General features: G+C 62.9%; 17 protein-coding genes. 10 read left to right on the top strand and 7 right to left on the bottom strand.

Annotation, left to right across the window (positions count from 1 at the left end):
• The first annotated feature begins 1 nt into the window (after position 1).
• Both BM026_RS23650 and BM026_RS23655 read left to right on the top strand, forming a co-directional pair.
• Positions 2 to 706 carry an ABC transporter permease gene (locus BM026_RS23650; protein ID WP_092243494.1) on the top strand — a complete coding sequence of 235 codons (705 nt, stop codon included), beginning with the start codon at positions 2 to 4 and terminating at the stop codon, positions 704 to 706.
• A 7-nt stretch (positions 707 to 713) separates the two neighbouring features.
• Complete coding sequence (locus tag BM026_RS23655; RefSeq protein WP_092243497.1) at positions 714 to 1,412, top strand: ABC transporter permease; 699 nt, start codon at positions 714 to 716, stop codon at positions 1,410 to 1,412.
• Positions 1,413 to 1,419: 7 nt separating this feature from the next.
• Here BM026_RS23655 and BM026_RS23660 read toward each other — a convergent pair whose 3' ends face one another.
• Entirely contained in the window at positions 1,420 to 2,055 is a 636-nt protein-coding gene (locus BM026_RS23660) for a TetR/AcrR family transcriptional regulator (protein WP_093530286.1), read from the bottom strand.
• 91 nt (positions 2,056 to 2,146) lie between these two features.
• On the opposite strand from BM026_RS23660, the gene BM026_RS23665 reads away from it, so the two are divergent.
• Positions 2,147 to 3,145 (top strand): M14 family metallopeptidase, encoded by a 999-nt coding sequence (locus BM026_RS23665; RefSeq protein ID WP_093530288.1) that lies wholly within the window; start codon positions 2,147 to 2,149, stop codon positions 3,143 to 3,145.
• A 233-nt stretch (positions 3,146 to 3,378) separates the two neighbouring features.
• On the opposite strand, the gene BM026_RS23670 is transcribed toward BM026_RS23665, so the two are convergent.
• The 3 genes from BM026_RS23670 to BM026_RS23680 are packed head-to-tail and all read right to left on the bottom strand — an operon-like array spanning position 3,379 to position 6,326.
• Positions 3,379 to 4,608 (bottom strand): EAL domain-containing response regulator, encoded by a 1,230-nt coding sequence (locus tag BM026_RS23670; RefSeq protein ID WP_093530290.1) that lies wholly within the window; start codon positions 4,606 to 4,608, stop codon positions 3,379 to 3,381.
• 9 nt (positions 4,609 to 4,617) lie between these two features.
• Positions 4,618 to 5,001, bottom strand: a complete 384-nt coding sequence (locus tag BM026_RS23675; protein WP_093530292.1) for a response regulator — start codon at positions 4,999 to 5,001, stop codon at positions 4,618 to 4,620.
• A complete protein-coding gene (locus tag BM026_RS23680; RefSeq protein ID WP_093530293.1) occupies positions 4,986 to 6,326 on the bottom strand; it encodes a sensor histidine kinase in 1,341 nt (446 codons plus the stop codon). The genes BM026_RS23675 and BM026_RS23680 overlap by 16 nt, the downstream gene beginning before the upstream one ends.
• A gap of 323 nt (positions 6,327 to 6,649) precedes the next feature.
• Here BM026_RS23680 and BM026_RS23685 point away from each other — a divergent pair, with 323 nt between their 5' ends.
• The 6 genes from BM026_RS23685 to BM026_RS23710 all read left to right on the top strand — a co-directional run bounded on the left by BM026_RS23685 (position 6,650) and on the right by BM026_RS23710 (position 13,377).
• On the top strand, positions 6,650 to 8,182 hold the full coding sequence (locus BM026_RS23685) for a sugar ABC transporter ATP-binding protein (RefSeq protein ID WP_093513233.1): 1,533 nt from the start codon (positions 6,650 to 6,652) through the stop codon (positions 8,180 to 8,182).
• A complete protein-coding gene (locus tag BM026_RS23690; RefSeq protein ID WP_025854715.1) occupies positions 8,175 to 9,152 on the top strand; it encodes an ABC transporter permease subunit in 978 nt (325 codons plus the stop codon). Before BM026_RS23685 ends, BM026_RS23690 begins: the two co-directional genes overlap by 8 nt.
• A gap of 34 nt (positions 9,153 to 9,186) precedes the next feature.
• Positions 9,187 to 10,119: an ABC transporter substrate-binding protein gene (locus BM026_RS23695; RefSeq protein ID WP_071488334.1), complete on the top strand. Its 933-nt coding sequence runs from the start codon at positions 9,187 to 9,189 to the stop codon at positions 10,117 to 10,119.
• A 21-nt stretch (positions 10,120 to 10,140) separates the two neighbouring features.
• On the top strand, positions 10,141 to 11,142 hold the full coding sequence (locus BM026_RS23700; RefSeq protein WP_093120985.1) for a LacI family DNA-binding transcriptional regulator: 1,002 nt from the start codon (positions 10,141 to 10,143) through the stop codon (positions 11,140 to 11,142).
• Positions 11,143 to 11,149: 7 nt separating this feature from the next.
• A complete protein-coding gene (gene xylB, locus BM026_RS23705) occupies positions 11,150 to 12,610 on the top strand; it encodes a xylulokinase (RefSeq protein WP_093530295.1) in 1,461 nt (486 codons plus the stop codon).
• Between the two features lie 308 nt (positions 12,611 to 12,918).
• Positions 12,919 to 13,377 carry an REP-associated tyrosine transposase gene (locus tag BM026_RS23710; protein ID WP_093530297.1) on the top strand — a complete coding sequence of 153 codons (459 nt, stop codon included), beginning with the start codon at positions 12,919 to 12,921 and terminating at the stop codon, positions 13,375 to 13,377.
• Positions 13,378 to 13,538: 161 nt separating this feature from the next.
• Here BM026_RS23710 and BM026_RS23715 read toward each other — a convergent pair whose 3' ends face one another.
• Positions 13,539 to 13,979 (bottom strand): Lrp/AsnC family transcriptional regulator, encoded by a 441-nt coding sequence (locus BM026_RS23715; RefSeq protein WP_071488330.1) that lies wholly within the window; start codon positions 13,977 to 13,979, stop codon positions 13,539 to 13,541.
• Positions 13,980 to 14,088: 109 nt separating this feature from the next.
• On the opposite strand from BM026_RS23715, the gene BM026_RS23720 reads away from it, so the two are divergent.
• On the top strand, positions 14,089 to 14,991 hold the full coding sequence (locus tag BM026_RS23720; RefSeq protein WP_093120988.1) for a DMT family transporter: 903 nt from the start codon (positions 14,089 to 14,091) through the stop codon (positions 14,989 to 14,991).
• Here BM026_RS23720 and BM026_RS23725 read toward each other — a convergent pair.
• Both BM026_RS23725 and BM026_RS23730 read right to left on the bottom strand, forming a co-directional pair.
• Complete coding sequence (locus BM026_RS23725; RefSeq protein WP_071488328.1) at positions 14,969 to 16,948, bottom strand: peptidase U32 family protein; 1,980 nt, start codon at positions 16,946 to 16,948, stop codon at positions 14,969 to 14,971. The two genes, BM026_RS23720 and BM026_RS23725, sit on opposite strands and share 23 nt — an antisense overlap.
• A gap of 70 nt (positions 16,949 to 17,018) precedes the next feature.
• Positions 17,019 to 17,399 carry a RidA family protein gene (locus tag BM026_RS23730; RefSeq protein WP_028616142.1) on the bottom strand — a complete coding sequence of 127 codons (381 nt, stop codon included), beginning with the start codon at positions 17,397 to 17,399 and terminating at the stop codon, positions 17,019 to 17,021.
• Between the last annotated feature and the right edge of the window lie 12 nt (positions 17,400 to 17,411).

Raw genomic sequence — 17,411 nt, forward strand, 5'->3', positions numbered from 1 at the left:
CATGTTCGATCTTCTCGGCTTCGGCGAACAAGGGTGGGGCCATGCGTTGCTCAAGGGGTTATGGATGACCCTGCAGATCTCCGCCGGGTCGTTTGCGGTGGGCTTGCTGATCGGCCTGGTGGTGGCCTGCGCCAAGCTCAGCGCGCCGCGCCCGATCGCGCTGCTGATGCGCGGCTACACCACGGTGTTCCGCGCGGTGCCGGAACTGCTGCTGATTCTGCTGCTGTATTACGCCGGCTCCATGGGCCTCAACGCGCTGATGCTGTGGCTGGGCTTCGCCCAAGTGAATATCAGCGGCCCGCTGGTGGCGATCCTGGTGCTGGGCCTGGTGCAGGGCGCCTATGCCTCGGAGATTTTTCGCGCGGCGATTTTGGCGATCCCTCACGGGCAGATCGAAGCGGCGCGGGCTTTTGGCCTGAGCGGGCTGGGGCTGTTCCGGCGGGTGACGCTGCCGATCATGGCGCCGTTCGCCCTGGCCGGCATGTCCAACCTGTGGATCAACCTGATCAAGGACAGCGCCTTGATCAGCGTGGTTGGCACCAACGAGCTGCTGTACACCGCCAAGCAGGCGGCGGGGTCGACCCGCCAATACCTGCTGTTCTACCTCACGGCCGCCGCCTTGTATTACCTGGTGACGCTGGCTTCCAACTACCTGTCCGGGCGCCTGGAGCGCCGTATCCGTCGCTGGATGCCGGTTGTCGAGTGAGGCACACATGCCTGAGTGGATAAGCTACTACGCCGGGCTCATCGCCAAGGGATTGCAGACCACCTTGTCGCTGCTGGTGATTTCGGCGGTACTCGGTTTTGCCCTGGCGGTCCTGGTGGCGCTGGCACGGTTGTCGCGGCGCAAGTGGCTGGCGCGCAGTGCACTGGCCTACACCAGCGTGCTGCGCGGTACGCCGCTGCTGATCCAGATCTACATTTTCTACTATGGCCTGGGCAGCCTGTTCGCCCAGTTCCCGATGATCCGTGGCAGCTTACTCTGGCCGTATCTGCGCGATGGCTACTGGTACATCGTGTTCGCCCTGGTGTTGTCGGTAGGCGCCTATGTCGGCGAGGTGATTCGCGGAGGCCTACTGGCGGTGCCCAAAGGCGAAATGGAAGCGGCCTCGGCATTCGGCATGACACCGCGTCAGGCCTTGCTGCGCGTGCGCTTGCCACGGGCGATGCGCCTGTTGCTGCCGACCCTGGCCGGGGAGACGGTGATGCTGCTCAAATCCACCGCGCTGGCGTCGACCATTGCCGTGGTCGACCTGCTCGGCGCCGCCAACGTGGTGCGCGCGCAGACCTTGCAGATCTACCAGCCGCTGCTGCTGGTGGCGGGCGTCTACCTGTGCCTGACCTTCCTCATCGAAGGCGTCTACGCCATCGCCGAACGGCGCGGTACGCCGCTGCGCAGGTCGGCCGGATAAACCGTTGTCACAGGCTGTGGTCGGCGCCGAATGCGCCCTGACGCAAGCCTTGTACCCAGCAGCGGCAGATATGCAGCCCGTTGGCGGGGCTGAAGGTGCCGGGGTTGAGGCAGCCCTCGAGCCAGAGTCCGTCGAGCATCGCCGACAGGCCGATGGCGGCCAGGTGGCTGTCGTGGATCAGCAGGTTTTCGCTGCGGGCCAGGTCGTCCAGCAGGCGTCGGATCAACCCCAGGTAGGTGTGGTAACTGTTTTCGTGGGACTGGTTAACGTGGGGTGAGTGGCGGATCAGGCTCCAGAACACCACCCACACGCCGAGCAGGTCGGGGTCCATGACCCGTGGCGAGAACGAGGCGCTGAGAAACGCGTCCAGCCGTGCGGCGGCGCCGTCAGCCAACTCGACCTGTTCCCACAGCACAGTGGTCAGTTCGTTGGCGAGCTTGTGGTAGGTCTCGGCGATCAACGCGTCGATGCTGCCGAAATGGTGGTTGAGCAAGCCCACCGATACACCGGCTTCGGAGGCGATACGGCGCACGGAAATCCCCGCGTGCCCGTCGCGGGCCAGGCAGGTGAGGGCGGCGGCGATCAGCAGGTCGCGGCGCTCGTCGGGGTCGGCACGGCGCAGTTTGGGAGGGTCGACGGTCATGGGCAGGCCTTTGATGGAAACACCACAGCGCTCAGGTTAGTTGAACGTCTGTTCACTCTCTAGCGATTAATTGATGAGAAGAGGGCAAGGCATGGCAAACGACCTTTCGTGGCAGGTCACCGGCGACGCCGGCAACCCGCTGCACATCGGCGCCTGGCGCTTCGAAGGCGACGGCAGCGGGCCAAGGGTGCACCTGCAGGCGGGGGTGCACGCGGATGAAATCGCCGGCATGCTGGTACTGCATCAGCTGTTGCCGCGCTTACAGGCGTGTCAGGACCAAGGCCGCCTCAAGGGCTGCGTCACCGTGGTGCCCCAGGCCAACCCGTTCGGCATCGGCCAGTTCCGCCAGGGGCGTTTGCTGGGGCGCTTTCATGAAGCGACCGGGCAGAACTTCAACCGTGCCTTCGATCATTCCCTGGCCATGGCGCGCCCGGCGAGTAACCTGGCGCAGTGGCAAAAGCGCCTGGTGCAACTGGCCGCCGAGGCCGACCTGGTGCTGGACCTGCACACCGATGACGAAGCGCTGCCGTACCTCTACATCCACCGCAGCTTCTGGCCCGGCCAGGGCCTGGCGTTGGCGGCGGCCTTGCGCGTGGACCTGGTGATCGTCTGGGATGAGGGCGGTGATGGCTCCTTTGAAGAGACCATCATCAACCATGCATCGCCGCAACTGGCCGCGACCGTTGAGCTGCGCGGGCAGGCGGACGTCAGCGATGCGCTGGCGCAACAGGATGCCGACGGCCTGTGGGCGTGGTTGTGCATCAATGGCGTGGTCGACGAAGTAGCCGCCATTAACGAGTGGCCGGGCGACGTGGTCGACATGGGCTGCATGGAAACCATCCTGGCACCTTGCGCCGGCGTGCTGGTGTTCGAGAAAGCCCTGGGGGATTACGTGGAGGAAGGCCAGCCTTTTGCACGCATCATCGGCCGCCCCGGTGACCCGTCTTCCGAAGTGATCCTGCACGCCGCCCAGGCCGGCCGCATGGTCACCGGCCACCGCGAACGCCTGGTGGCCCAGGGCTCGGTGGTCGCCAAGTTTACCGGGACGCGGTTATCCGACAGCTACAGCGGCGGCGTGCTGGACCCGTAGCGGTGTCTGTGTGGGAGGGGGCTTGCCCCCGATTGCGGTGGATCAGCTGTAGATGTGTTGACTGGCCTGGTGCTATCGGGGAGCAAGCCCCCCTCCCACATTTTTAGCGCAGTGTGTCATTGCTCGAAGTGTGATCCCAACCGCTTCAACCGCCACATCGCACTGTCCAGGTGCGGGCTGGCACAGATATGCACCACCACCGGGGCTTGATCGAGTGCCTGCGTGAGGAAATCTCACGGACTCTCTAAGCGCTCCAGCAACAGCCGCTCCAGGGTCTCCACCGGCAGCGGCCGGCTGAACAGATAGCCCTGGATCTGATCACAGCCGGCCTCCTTCAAGAACGCCAGTTGCGCCTGGGTTTCCACGCCCTCGGCTACTACCCGCAGGCTGAGGCTGTGGGCCAGTTCGATGATGGTACGGGTGATCGCCGCGTCCTGCGGGTTGCTGGTTACCTCGCGGATGAACGCGATGTCGATCTTCAGCGTGTCGATGGGAAACCGCCGCAGGTACGCCAGGCTCGAATAGCCGGTGCCGAAGTCGTCGATGGAAATCTTCACCCCCATGGCGTGCAGCCGCTGCAGGCTGGCGATGGTGTGCTGGGTGTTTTCCATCAACGAACCTTCGGTCAGTTCCACTTCCAGCCAATGGGGTTCGACTCCGGTGCGGGCCAGGGTGCGTGCGATATCGGCGATCAGGTCGCCTTCGATCAATTGATGGCCGGAGACGTTCACCGACACCTCCACCGCGCCAATCGCGCCGCGTTGCCACTCGGCGATCTGCTGGCAGACCTGCTCGATCACCCAGCGCCCCACGGGGACGATCAAGCCCAGGCTTTCCAGGATCGGTATAAATACCGCTGGCGACACCGCGCCGTATTCCGGCCTTTCCCAACGCAGCAGCGCTTCGAGGGCGCAGATGCGACCGCTCGCCACCTCGACCTTGGGTTGGTAATGCACCGTGAAGTCATTACGCGCTACCGCTTGGCGCAAGTCGTTTTCCAGGGACTGGTGCGCCAGGTCATGCACGCTCATGCCGATCTGGCGTTGCGTCAGCTCACGGGAGTGGCTGGCCAGGTCGCCGCGTTCCTTGAGCCGCAGCAGGTTGCGCACCCGCAACCATAGCTCGACACGTTCCACCGGCTTGCTGATGAATTCCTCGGCGCCGGTTTCAAGCCCGCTGACACGGGCGCTCGGTTCACTGAGGGCCGACAGCATGATGATCGGAATACCCGCCGTGGTTTCATCGCCCTTCAATTGGCTGGCGACTTCATAGCCGTCCATGCCCGGCATCATGATGTCCAGCAGGATCAGGTCCGGCGGCTGCCGGGCCACCAACTGCAAGGCTTCTTCGCCGCTGCTCGCGCTCAGGGTCTGGTAGCCCTCATGTTGCAGCAGGGTTTCCAAGAGTTTGCGCACCTGGGGTTCATCATCAACGATCAACAACGTTGCGGGTTGGCTGGCCATGGAGAGGACTCATGTGAGAGGGCGGATGTGCTGTTGCAGCAAGGTGTCGATCACCTGGTACAGCTCTTTGTAACGCAGCGGCTTGATGATGTAGGCATCGCACCCCGCGAGTCGGGTCTTTTCGCGGTCTTCTTTCATCGCCATTGCCGTCAGGGCGATCACCGGGATGTGAGCGGTGAGCGGGTCGCGCTTGAGCAGGGCGGTGGCGGCCAGCCCGTCCATGCCGGGCAACTGGATGTCCATCAGGATCAGCGCCGGTTGCAGTTCGCGGGCCAGGGTCAGGCCGGTTTCGGCATCCGCGGCCCACAGCACCGTGTGACCGGCATTGACGAGTAACAGGCGCGCCAGGCGCATGTTGGCTTCGTTGTCTTCAACAATCAGGATGTGGGGCATGCAGCCTCCGGGGCGCGGTGCAGCGGCAGCCAGGCGACGAACCGCGCCCCGCAGCCTTCACGGCTGGCCACGGCGACACTGCCGCCATGCAGGTCGGTCAACCGCTTGACCATCGCCAGCCCCAGGCCAGTGCCTTCGAATTTGCGTGCCAGGCTGCTGTCGATCTGGCTGAACGCCTTGAACAACTTGTCCATGTCCGCCTCGGCGATCCCGATGCCAGTGTCGCAGACGCTGAGTTCGAGGAACGGCTGATGAGCGCCGTCGGGCAAGGCAAAGCGGTACACCGGCCAGTCGCCGGGAATGTGCCCGACCTGTGCGCGGGGCACCTGGCGCACTGTCAAGGTCACTGAGCTGCCGTGTGCGCTGAACTTTACGGCGTTGGCCAGCAGGTTATAGACGATCTGTTTGGTCTTGCGCAGGTCCAGCTGCAAAAGGCCAAGGTCTTCGGGACACTCCAGCTTCAATTGGATGCGTTGCAGCGCCGCCTTTTCCCTCACGATGAGCAGGCTGTTGGCCAACAGCCCCGCCAGTTCTGCGTTTTCCAGTTCCAGCTCCATCATCCCGGCCTCGACCTTGGACAGGTCGAGAATGTCGTTGATCAACGACAACAAGTGCTGGCCGCTGGTGAAAATGTCGCCGATGTATTCGCGCTGGGTCTCGCTCATGTCGCCGACCAGGCCATCCTTGAGCGCCTCGGAAAAGCCGATGACCGCGTTCAGTGGCGTGCGCAGTTCATGGGACATGGTGGCGAGGAATTCGGACTTCATGTGACTGGCGTGTTCCAGCTCCAGGTTCTTTTCTTCCAGCGCCCGCTCGAAGCCTTTGCGCTCGGCTTCTTCCTGCTTGCGCGCGGTGTTGTCGGTGCCGATCAGCAAGTAGCCGATGATGGTGTCATGTCGGTTGCGCAGGGCGGTGACCGAGACCATGGCCGACAGACGACTGCCGTCCTTGCGGATGTAGGTCAGCTCGTAGATGTCTTCGATACCCCGCGAGGCCTTGAATACCAGCGCTTCGAAGCCCGGCGTGATCGGCGTATCCAGTTCCAGGCTGAGGGCGGCGGCGCGGGTGATCAGCTCGATCGGGTCGGAAATATCGGCCGGCGTGATGCGGTTGACCACATCGGCGGCGGCATAACCGAGCATGCGTTCGGCGCCGACGTTGAAGATCTGGATCACGCCTTTCTCGTCGGTGGCGATGCTGGAAAAGTACGCGCTGTTGAAGATTGCGTCTTGCAGGGCGCCGGTCTTGAGCAGGGTTTTCTGCCGCTTGAACTCGACGATCTTTTCAGCCCGCGATTGCGGTTGTTCGGGTAACGGTGTGTCCATCGCTTTGGCGTTCCGTGACGTTCAGGCCCGCCATCGTCAAGCGGCGATGGCGCAGAGCATGCTCACAGAAGATCGCTGGGGGGCGACGAGGAGGAGATGAGGTCCTTGGACAATAGCAGAGATTATGGCGTTTTGATGGCGGGCTACGGGCTATCTCGCTTCAAATGGATACCCTCGGGTGAAATTGGGTACTTTTCGGATTAATGGCTGATGAAACGTTTCATCTGTCGATAAATGATCGACGCAAGCGCTTGCGTAAGGAAATGTTTCTACATTAGAGTCGGCCCACTGACGACAAAAATAATAAAACCAGGAGCTCATCCATGAGCCTTGAACCCTTGCTCGAGATGCAGGGCATCAGCAAAACCTTCAACGGTTTGCGCGTGCTCAAGAATGTCGGCCTGAAGGTCTACCCCGGCGAAATCCACGCCTTGATGGGGGAGAACGGCGCCGGCAAATCGACGCTGATGAAGATCCTTTCCGGCGCCTACCAAGCCGACCCCGGCGGTGAAATCCGCATCGCCGGCCAGCCCATCCCCACGTTCGACCCCGCCACCGCCAAAGCCCTCGGCATCGCCGTGATCTACCAGGAACTGAGCCTTTGCCCCAACCTGAGCGTGGCCGAGAACATCTACCTGGGCCGTGAACTGCGACGCGGCTGGACCATCGACCGCAAAGGCATGCAGGCCGGTTGCATCGAAGTGCTGCAACGTCTGGGCGCGGAGTTCACTCCAGCCACGCAGGTCAGCAGCCTGTCGATTGCCGAGCGCCAATTGGTGGAAATCGCCCGCGCCTTGCACGCCCACGCCAAGATCCTGGTGATGGACGAACCGACTACGCCGCTGTCATCCCGGGAGACCGACCGCCTGTTCGCGCTGATCAAACAGCTGCGCAACCAGGGCCTGGCGATCATCTATATCAGCCACCGCATGGCGGAGATCTACGAGCTGTCGGACCGCGTCTCGGTGCTGCGCGACGGCCAGTACATCGGCGAACTGACCCGCGAGGCGCTGTCGGCCGAAGTGCTGGTGAAGATGATGGTGGGTCGCGACTTGTCAGGGTTCTACAAGAAGGAGCACGCCGCCTATAACCCCGGCAACGTGGTGATGCGCGTGCGCGACATGGCCGATGGCAAGCGCGTGCGTCAGTGCAGTTTCGACCTGCACGCCGGTGAAGTGCTGGGCATCGCCGGGCTGGTCGGGGCAGGGCGCACCGAACTGGCGCGCCTGATCTTCGGCGCCGACCCACGCACCTCGGGCACCCTGGAAGTGGTCGGCAAGACCGTCACCCAGTTGCGCACCCCGGCGGATGCGATCCGTGCCGGTGTCGTCTACCTCACCGAAGACCGCAAGGCCCAGGGCCTGTTCCTGGACATGAGCGTGGCGGACAACATCAATGTCTGCGCCTGCGTGCCGGATGCCCATGCCGGCGGGGTGCTCGATCGCGCCCATGCCGCGCAGCGCGCCACCGAGGCAATCAAGTCGCTGTCGATTCGCGTGGCGTCGGGCAAGGTCAATGTCGGTGCGTTGTCCGGTGGCAACCAACAGAAGGTGCTGCTGGCGCGGCTGCTGGAGGTCAAGCCGCACGTGCTGATCCTCGATGAGCCCACCCGTGGCGTCGACATCGGCTCCAAGTCCGAGATCTACCGCATCATCAACCAATTGGCCCAGGCCGGCGTCGGCATCGTGGTGATCTCCAGCGAGCTGCCGGAAATCATCGGCACCTGCGACCGCGTGCTGATCATGCGCGAAGGCCGGTTGGTCGCAGAAGTCGGCGGCGCCTCCGGCGACGCTATTTCCCAGGAACGTATTATTGACCTCGCCACCGGTGGCGATCAGGTGGTGGCCCATGGCTGAATTGAATATTGCAACAACCGGCAAGGCAGAGCGCGCCCGCGAGCTGATGCGCACGGTCGGCATGTTGCCGGTACTGATCTTGCTGCTGGTGGGCTTTGCCCTGGCCAGCGAGAACTTCCTGACGGTACAGAACCTGTCGATCATCACCCAGCAGGCGTCGGTGAACGTGGTGCTGGCGGCGGGCATGACCTTTGTGATCCTCACGGCGGGCATCGACCTCTCGGTGGGCGCGATCCTCGCCGCATCGGCGGTGGTGGCGCTGCAGGCGTCGATGTCGCCGCAGTTCGGCATGTTCGGGATTGCCGCCGGTATCGGCTTCGGGTTGTTGCTGGGCCTGGTCAATGGCGGCTTGATCGCCTTTATGCGCCTGCCGCCGTTTATCGTCACCCTCGGTGCACTCACGGCCATGCGCGGCCTGGCCCGGCTATTGGCGGACGACAAGACCGTGTTCAACCCGGACCTGCCGTTTGCCTTTATCGGCAACGACTCGATCCTCGGGGTGCCGTGGCTGGTGGTAATCGCCGTGGCAGTGGTGGCGTTGTCGTGGTTCATCCTGCGCCGCACCGTGATGGGCGTGCAGATCTACTCGGTGGGCGGCAACCCGGAAGCGGCGCGGCTGTCGGGGATCAAGGTGTGGAAGGTGCTGCTGTTCGTCTACGCCATGTCCGGCGCGTTGGCCGGGCTGGGCGCGGTGATGAGCGCGTCGCGCCTGTTCGCTGCCAATGGCCTGCAACTGGGGCAATCCTACGAGCTGGATGCGATTGCCGCGGTGATCCTCGGCGGCACCAGCTTTACCGGCGGTGTCGGCACCATCGGCGGCACGCTGATCGGCGCGCTGATCATCGCGGTACTCACCAACGGCCTGGTGCTGCTGGGCGTCTCGGACATCTGGCAGTACATCATCAAAGGCATCGTGATCATCGGCGCGGTGGCGCTGGATCGTTATCGCCAGTCCGGCGCACGGACCTGAACTCACTCCAACAACAATCACAAGAGAGACCCCTATGAACCTCAAACGTATCTTTCCGGTCATTGCCTTGGCTGCCCTGATGTCCCAGGCCGTCGAAGCCCGTGAGTTGAAGGCCCTCGGCATCAGCATGGGCTCGCTGGGCAACCCGTATTTCGTGACCCTGGCCGATGGCGCAACCGCCCGGGCCAAGGAGCTGAACCCCAACGTCAAGGTCACCTCGGTGTCGGCCGACTATGACCTGAGCAAGCAGTTCTCGCAGATCGACAACTTCATCTCGTCCAAGGTCGATCTGATCCTGATCAACGCCGTCGACCCGTCCGCCATGGCCTCGGCGATCAAGAAAGCCCGCGATGCCGGCATCGTTGTGGTGGCCGTGGATGTGGACGCGAAAGGGGTGAACGCCACGGTGCAGACCGACAACGTCGAAGCCGGCAAGCTGGCCTGCCAGTACCTGGTGGACAAGCTCTCCGGCAAGGGCAATGTGATCATCCAGAACGGTCCGCAGGTCACCGCCGTGACCGATCGCGTCAAGGGTTGCAAGGCCGCACTGGCCGCCGCGCCGCAGATCAAGGTGCTGTCCGATGACCAGGACGGCAAAGGCTCCCGCGAAGGCGGCCTGAACGTGATGCAGGGTTATCTCACGCGCTTCCCGAAAATCGACGGTCTGTTCGCGATCAACGACCCGCAAGCCATCGGCAGCGACCTGGCGGCCAAACAGCTCAAGCGCAGCGGCATCATTATTACCTCGGTGGACGGTGCGCCGGATATCGAGAACGCGCTGAAAACCGACACACAGATTCAGGCGTCGGCCAGCCAGGACCCTTGGGCCATGGCGCAGACCGCCGTCAACGTGGGCAACGATATTCTCAATGACAAAGCCCCGGCCGAAGCGGTTACCCTGCTCACGCCAAAACTGATCACCCGCGACAACGTCGCTACGTACAGCGGTTGGTCGAGCAAACATTGATCCCTTGAGAGGAACAGCGTCGTGGTCACCATGGATGACGTGGCAAGCAGGGCGGGGGTGTCGACGTCGACGGTGTCCCATGTGTTGAACGGTACCCGCAAGGTCAGTCCGGCAACGGTGCACGCGGTACAGCAAGCGATCCAGGCGCTGGGTTACATCCCCAACACCCTGGCGCGTTCGCTGGCACGGTCGAGCACCAGCACGATTGGCGTGGCGATCTCTGCGCTGTCCAACCATTATTTCAGCGAAACCGTGCACGCGATTGAAACCGAGTGCGCCAGGCACGGCTACATGATGCTGTTTGTCGATACCCACGACGACCCGGAACACGAGCTGCGGGTCGTCACGGCATTGCACCATCGGCGGGTGGACGGCATTGTGCTGGCGCCCTCGAACGGCTCCAAGGCCCTGGAGTATCTGCGGGCCAACGAAATCCCGGCGGTATTGGTGGACCGCATGATGAGCGAACAATTCGACCAGGTCGGGGTGGAGAACACGCAGTCCACCCAGGCCTTGGTTACCCACTTGATCAAACACGGGCACCGGCGCATCGGCTTTATCGCCGGGCGTGAGGGGTTCAGCACCACCGATGAGCGGGTTGCCGGGTACCGCGCGGCACTGCAAGGCGCGGGGCTGGCGTTCGATCCGCACTTGTTGGTCAATGGCGGCTCCAACACCGAGCCAGCGCGTCAGGCGACGGTGCAGTTGCTGGGCCTGGCGCAGCCACCCACGGCGATCATGGCCGGCAATAACCTGATGACCCTGGGCGCCATGCAGGCCCTGCGTGATGCGCAGATCGACGTACCGGCGCAGATGGCCCTGGTGGGTTTTGATGATTTCGATTGGGCGGATTTCTTCGTGCCGCGCCTGACCCTGATCGCGCAGCCGGTCCAGGCACTGGGCACACAGGCAGTGAACCTGTTGTTGCAGCGCATGGCATCGCCCGACGCCCCCACTCACAGCGTGCGCCTGGCGCCGACCCTGCAACGGCGTAATTCATGTGGCTGTAATGGATTGGAATGACCCCCTTATGAGCAGTCCCGTTTCCCTCGGCATCGACCTCGGCACCTCGGAACTCAAGGCCATCCTCATGGACCTCGACGGTACGGTGCTGGCCCATGCTGGCGTGCGCTTGAGTGTGTCGCGGCGCCATAGCGGCTGGTCCGAGCAGGCGCCGGAAGATTGGTGGCAGGCGTGTTTGCAGGCGCTTGCCGAATTGCGCGAGCATCCCGGATTTGCCCGCGTGGCCTGTATCGGCCTGTCCGGGCAGATGCATGGCGCGGTGCTGCTGGGCACGGACAACCGTGTGTTGTACCCGGCGATCCTGTGGGACGACTCCCGTGCCGTCGCCGAGGCCGATGAGTTGGGCCCGGTGTATGCCGACATCACCGGCAGCCTGCCCATGGCTGGGCTGACGGCGCCGAAACTGCTGTGGCTGCAACGCCATGAGCCCGAGGTGTTCAAGGCCATTGATTGTGTGCTGTCGCCCAAGGATTACCTGCGCTTGCGTCTGAGTGGCGAGCGCATCAGCGAGATGTCCGATGCAGCGGGGACGTTGTGGCTGGATGTGGCGCGGCGTGAGTGGTTCGCGCCGATGCTGCGGGCGACGGGCCTGTCGCCGGAGCAGATGCCAAGACTGGTCGAGGGCGGTGCCGCAAGTGCTGTGTTGACGGCGCAGGGGCTGGGCTTGTCTTCCTCGGTGGTGATTGCCGGCGGTGGTGGTGACAACCCGGTAGCGGCCGTGGGGATCGGGGCGATCAGTGCCGGTGATGGCTTCATCACCCTCGGCACCAGCGCTGCCATTGTCGCGATTACCGATCACGCAGCCGGTAATCCCGCGAGTGCCGTGCACAGCTTCTGCCATGCGCTGCCTGATCGCTGGTACACCATGGGCGCCATGCTGGCCGGCGCCAGTTGCCTGCGTTGGGTCACGCGTCTCACGGGAACCGCGGATGAGCAAACCTTGCTGGACCAGGTGCAGGCGCAACTGCCGATCGAACAGGCAGTACCGCTCGGTACGCCGTTGTTCCTGCCGTACCTGGCCGGTGAACGCACCCCGCATAACGACCCGCTGCTGCGCGGTGGCTTCATGGGCCTGGGCCATGACTGCACGCCGGCGATGCTCGGTTATGCGGTGATGGAAGGCGTGGGGTTCGGGCTGCTGGATGCGTTGCGCGCGGTGCAATCAGCGGGGGCTGACGTGGGCGCCTGCGCGTTGGTGGGTGGTGGTGCGCGCAGTGAGTACTGGGCGCAGTTGCTGGCCAACATCCTGCAACGGGACATCTTCACCCTGCACGGCAGCGAATTGAGCGCGTGTATCGGTGCGGCGAAGCTGGGGTTTGTGGCGATAGGGCAAGGCGCGCAGTTGCTCGCGGCGGGGATGCGGGTCAAGGCCCGGTACAGGCCGGACCTTACGCCGCAGCCCGTATTGGAGGCGCGATATCGCAAGTTTCAAGGTTTGCTGAGCGCGGCCAAGGCCCTTCACGAGTAGCCTTCTGTAGTGAGCTAGCTTATCTGGGTGGCCTGTTTTGGTGAACGGCCTGTTGTGGCGAGCGGGCCTGCCCCGCGTTGGGCTGCGAAGCAGCCCCAAACCCAGGCGCCATGGTTTTCCTGTAGAAACGCGGTGATGCTAAAAGGGGCCGCTTCGCGCCCCAACGCGGGGCAAGCCCGCTCGCCACAACAAGTACCCTTATCAACGCTTGGTGTAATCGGGGTAACACCAGGACACTGAAATCAACATAGCTAAGCCGCACCCATTGCTAGCGTGAAAAGGCCAAACCCACTCAAAGGAGCAACGGATTGCCCCGTCAGCCCAACTCTCATTTGTTACGCCGTGGTCGCTATTCGGAAACCGGCCGTGCTTACCTGGTGACCGCTGTGGTCCATCAACGCCAACCCTTGTTCAGGGAGTTCCGGTTGGGGCGGTTACTGGTCGCCGAGTTCAAGCGACTTCATGATGCCGGCTTAGTGAACTCCCTAGCCTGGGTCGTCATGCCAGACCACTTCCACTGGTTGTTTGACCTTAACCGTTCGACGCTTCCCGATGTGATGCGACAAACCAAGTCGCGCAGCACCTTGAGCATTAATAGAGCCCGTTGCAGTCGGGAAAGATTTTGGCAGCGTGGTTATCACGACCGGGCGGTGCGGGCTGAGGACGATATTCGGAAAATGGCGCGCTATATCATCGCCAACCCCTTGCGAGCCGGGTTGGTCGAGCACATTGGAGACTATCCACTGTGGGATGCTGCCTGGTTATGACGTGGCGAGCGGGCTTGCCCCGCGTTGGGCTGCGAAGCAGCCCCAAACCCAGGCGCCATGGTTTTCCTGTAGAAACGCGGTGATGCTAAAAGGGGCCGCTTCGCGTCCCAACGCGGGGCAAGCCCGCTCGCCACATCAGGACCCACAACAAGCTACTGCCGCTAGTCGCCCAAGGGCGGCAGACGCCGTTTCACCGGGGTTTTCTTGACAATGGCCGTGTTGGTTTCAGCGTAGGCGTTGAGCCGGTCAAGCAGGCTGTCCAGGTGATCCATGGTGCGCACATGCAGGCGTGCGATGAAGCAATCCTCCCCAGTCACCTTGTCACACTCGGTAAACTCGGGGATCGCCTGGATCTGTCGCTCCACCTCATGCAATTTGCCGGGCAAGGGGCGGATGCGCACGATGGCCTGCAGCAGGTAGCCGAAGTGCCTGGGGTCGATGTCGACGGTGTAGTGGGTCAGCACGCCGCGCTCTTCGAGACGCCGCAGGCGTTCGCCGACGCTCGGCGAAGACAGCCCGGTAATCCCGGCCAGGGCCTTGAGGGACAGACGCGAGTCGTCCATCAAAGCGGCGATCAGTTGCTGGTCGATGGTGTCAATCATGGTGTCCACCTAATAAGTAAAGGCAACTCAAGGCTTTTGCCTTTTTTAGTCGCTGGAGCCGGTCTCGACCAGATTGCCATAATTGGGCCTCACTTGAGGAGCTTCAATCATGGATACATCCATCCGTCGCGGGTCGTGGGAAATGGTTGCCGCCATGCTGATCTCGGGCACCATTGGCTGGTTTGTCCTGGTCTCCGGCGTATCGGTGATCGAAGTGGTGTTCTGGCGCTGTGTGATCGGCGGGCTGACGTTGTTGTTGGTGTGTGCACTGCTGGGGTATTTGCGCCTGGACCTGCTCAGTTGGACCAGGCTCGGCCTGGCGATGCTCAGTGGCGTGGCAATTGTCGGCAACTGGTTACTGCTGTTCGAATCCTATTCCCGCGCGTCGATTGCCATCAGCACGGCGGTGTATAACGTGCAGCCGTTCATGCTGGTGATGCTGGCTGCCGTGTTTCTAGGTGAAAAGATCACCCTGCAGAAACTCGCCTGGCTGAGCGTAGCGTTCCTGGGCATGTTGGCGATTGTCACTGCCCATGGCGATCAACCGACCGGCGACGATTACCTGGCCGGCATCGTCTTGGCACTGGGCGCGGCGTTGCTGTACGCGATTGCCGCGCTGATCATCAAACGTCTGAAGGCAGTGCCGCCACATTTGATGGCGTTGATCCAGGTAACCACCGGCGCGTTGTTACTGGCGCCGCTGGTGCCATGGAATAGCTTGCCGGCCACCACCAGCGCGTGGGGCGCACTGGTGACACTCGGCGTGGTGCACACCGGCGTGATGTATGTGTTGTTGTATGGCGCGATCCAGAAACTGCCGACAGCCCTGACCGGTGCGCTGTCGTTTATCTACCCGATTGCGGCGATCTTCGTCGATTGGTTCGCCTTCGGGCATCGTCTGGGCTGGCTGCAATGGTTCGGGGTGGCGGCAATTCTACTGGCGGCTGCCGGGTTGCAGCGGGGCTGGTGGTGGCCCCGCGTGCAAAGGGTCAGTGCGTGCCCTGGAAAATAATGTTTTCCGGGTTGAAGTGCTCTACCGCGCTGCCCGGTTGTGGCAAGCCCAGGATATGCCCCTTGATCTTGCCCACCACGTGCATCTCGCAGGGTTTGCAGTCGAACTTCAGGGTCAGTACTTCATCGCCATGGATCAATTGCATCGGCGCTACCTTGGTCTTCACGCCCGTGACCCCCTTGGCCTGTTTAGGGCACAGGTTGAACGAGAAACGCAGGCAGTGCTTGGTGATCATCACCGGTACTTCGCCGGTTTCTTCGTGGGCTTCGAAGGCAGCGTCGATCAGCTTCACCCCGTGGCGGTGGTAGAAGTCGCGGGCTTTCTGGTTGTAGACGTTGGCGAGGAACGACAGGTGCGCGTCCGGGTACACCGGCGGTGGTGTTGTTTCCGCCTTGCGGCCACCCCGTGGGTGCGCAGCCACGCGGGCGGCGGTCAGCGCCTCGATCACTTCACGGCGCAGGGCCTTGAGCTGTGAGTTGGGGATGAAGAACGCCTGCGGCGCATCCAGTTGGATGTCGGTCGCGTGGTATTCGGTGGTGCCCAGTTGGCCCAGCAGGTCGCGCAGGGTGTCCAGCGCCTGTTCCGGCTTGTTGGCCACGCCGAACGGGCCGGGCAGGGTGACGCTGGCGCTGATGCCTTCTTCGCTGGTGGCGGTGACTTCCAGCTGCGCTTCGCGCAAGCGAGCGGCCCAGGTCAGGCCTATACGACGCTCGGATGAGGTCTTGAGCAGCGCCTGTTGCCAGTTGTGGTCCAGGTTGCGGTTCAGCGGGTGGTTCGGGCGCAATTGATGCAGGCCGGCCGGCATCTCGTTCGGCTCCACGCGGTAGCGGTAGCGCTTCTCGCCGTCTTCCTCGAACTCGCCTTTAGGCTCGGCGATGTTGGCACGGAAACCCACCACTTCGCGCTTGATCAGCACGTTCAGGCCATCGCCATTCGACAATGGCTCGTGGGTAACCACTTGCAGGTCGCGCTTACCGGCTTTTTCCACCACACCCACCGGCAGGCCGGTGAACGTCGGGGTGTCGAAGGCGCCGATATCAACCTTGCGGTCATTGACGAAATAGTCGGTGCTGCCCCGGTGGAAGGTCTTTTCCGGGTCGGGCAGGAAGAAGTGCGCGGTACGGCCGCTGGAGGCGCGGGCCAGGTCCGGGCGGTCTTCAAGCACGTCATCCAGGCGCTGGCGGTAATAGGCGGTGATGTTCTTCACATAGCCCATGTCCTTGTAGCGGCCTTCGATCTTGAACGAACGCACGCCGGCTTCGACCAGCGCACGGATGTTGGCGCTCTGGTTGTTGTCTTTCATCGACAGCAGGTGTTTCTCAAAAGCCACGACGCGGCCTTGATCGTCTTTGAGCGTATACGGCAGGCGGCAAGCCTGGGAGCAATCGCCACGGTTGGCGCTGCGGCCATTCTGCGCGTGGGAGATGTTGCACTGCCCGGAGAACGCCACGCACAGCGCGCCGTGGATAAAGAACTCGATGGCGGCATCGGTTTCGTCGGCAATGGCGCGGATCTCTTGCAGGTTCAGCTCACGGGCCAATACCAACTGCGAAAAACCGGCCTGGTCGAGGAACTTGGCGCGGCCCAGGGTACGGATATCGGTCTGGGTGCTGGCGTGCAGCTCGATGGGCGGAATATCCAGCTCCATCACGCCCAGGTCTTGCACGATCAACGCATCGACGCCGGCATCGTAGAGCTGATGGATCAGCTTGCGTGCGGGTTCCAGTTCGTTGTCGTGCAGGATGGTGTTGATCGTGGTGAACACGCGGGCATGGTAACGGCGGGCGAATTCCACCAGCTGCGCGATGTCGCTCACGTCGTTACAGGCATTATGGCGCGCGCCGAAGCTCGGGCCGCCGATGTACACGGCGTCGGCGCCATGCAGGATGGCCTCGCGAGCGATGGCGACATCGCGGGCAGGGCTGAGCAATTCCAGGTGATGCTTGGGCAAGGACATAGTTTTTTTAGTCAGGCTTGTCACGGTTGAGGCGCGCATTGTAGCTGTGAAATGCCTGACCGGCACGCACTCAGGCTTGAGCGGCCATCGCCGTGACTTCCACGCGCATGCCGTCTACCGCCAGCGCGGCCACGCCAACCGCTGCGCGCACGGGCCAGGGCTTGGCGAAGAAGCGTTTGTAGACTTCGTTGAAGGCGGCGCGATCGGCCATGTCTGTCAGATAAATGGTCAGGTGCATCACCCGGTCCATGGAGCTGCCGGCCTTTTCCAGGGCAACTTTCAGGGCTTGCAGGGTGCATTCGCTTTGCAGGGTGATGTCGCCCAGTTCCAGGCTGCCATCGGCACGGGTCGGGATCTGGGTGGACACCAGGATGCCGTTGAAGCCGATCACGTCGGAGGAAATCGAATCGGCATCGGGGTCCGGGGTGTAGTGCAGGTCGTGGTTGGCCATGGGCGCCTCTCG

Origin of the sequence: Pseudomonas sp. NFPP24 (genome assembly GCF_900112095.1) — a bacterium.
Taxonomy (GTDB): domain Bacteria; phylum Pseudomonadota; class Gammaproteobacteria; order Pseudomonadales; family Pseudomonadaceae; genus Aquipseudomonas; species Aquipseudomonas extremorientalis.

What these genes read in the sequence shown, in the direction of transcription:
- BM026_RS23650 (WP_092243494.1), top strand. Translation starts at nt 2, where the DNA reads ATGTTCGATCTTCTCGGCTTCGGCGAACAAGGGTGGGGCCATGCGTTG.
- BM026_RS23655 (WP_092243497.1), top strand. Translation starts at nt 714, where the DNA reads ATGCCTGAGTGGATAAGCTACTACGCCGGGCTCATCGCCAAGGGATTG.
- BM026_RS23660 (WP_093530286.1), bottom strand. Translation starts at nt 2,055, where the DNA reads ATGACCGTCGACCCTCCCAAACTGCGCCGTGCCGACCCCGACGAGCGC.
- BM026_RS23665 (WP_093530288.1), top strand. Translation starts at nt 2,147, where the DNA reads ATGGCAAACGACCTTTCGTGGCAGGTCACCGGCGACGCCGGCAACCCG.
- BM026_RS23670 (WP_093530290.1), bottom strand. Translation starts at nt 4,608, where the DNA reads ATGGCCAGCCAACCCGCAACGTTGTTGATCGTTGATGATGAACCCCAG.
- BM026_RS23675 (WP_093530292.1), bottom strand. Translation starts at nt 5,001, where the DNA reads ATGCCCCACATCCTGATTGTTGAAGACAACGAAGCCAACATGCGCCTG.
- BM026_RS23680 (WP_093530293.1), bottom strand. Translation starts at nt 6,326, where the DNA reads ATGGACACACCGTTACCCGAACAACCGCAATCGCGGGCTGAAAAGATC.
- BM026_RS23685 (WP_093513233.1), top strand. Translation starts at nt 6,650, where the DNA reads ATGAGCCTTGAACCCTTGCTCGAGATGCAGGGCATCAGCAAAACCTTC.
- BM026_RS23690 (WP_025854715.1), top strand. Translation starts at nt 8,175, where the DNA reads ATGGCTGAATTGAATATTGCAACAACCGGCAAGGCAGAGCGCGCCCGC.
- BM026_RS23695 (WP_071488334.1), top strand. Translation starts at nt 9,187, where the DNA reads ATGAACCTCAAACGTATCTTTCCGGTCATTGCCTTGGCTGCCCTGATG.
- xylB (WP_093530295.1), top strand. Translation starts at nt 11,150, where the DNA reads ATGAGCAGTCCCGTTTCCCTCGGCATCGACCTCGGCACCTCGGAACTC.
- BM026_RS23715 (WP_071488330.1), bottom strand. Translation starts at nt 13,979, where the DNA reads ATGATTGACACCATCGACCAGCAACTGATCGCCGCTTTGATGGACGAC.
- BM026_RS23720 (WP_093120988.1), top strand. Translation starts at nt 14,089, where the DNA reads ATGGATACATCCATCCGTCGCGGGTCGTGGGAAATGGTTGCCGCCATG.
- BM026_RS23725 (WP_071488328.1), bottom strand. Translation starts at nt 16,948, where the DNA reads ATGTCCTTGCCCAAGCATCACCTGGAATTGCTCAGCCCTGCCCGCGAT.
- BM026_RS23730 (WP_028616142.1), bottom strand. Translation starts at nt 17,399, where the DNA reads ATGGCCAACCACGACCTGCACTACACCCCGGACCCCGATGCCGATTCG.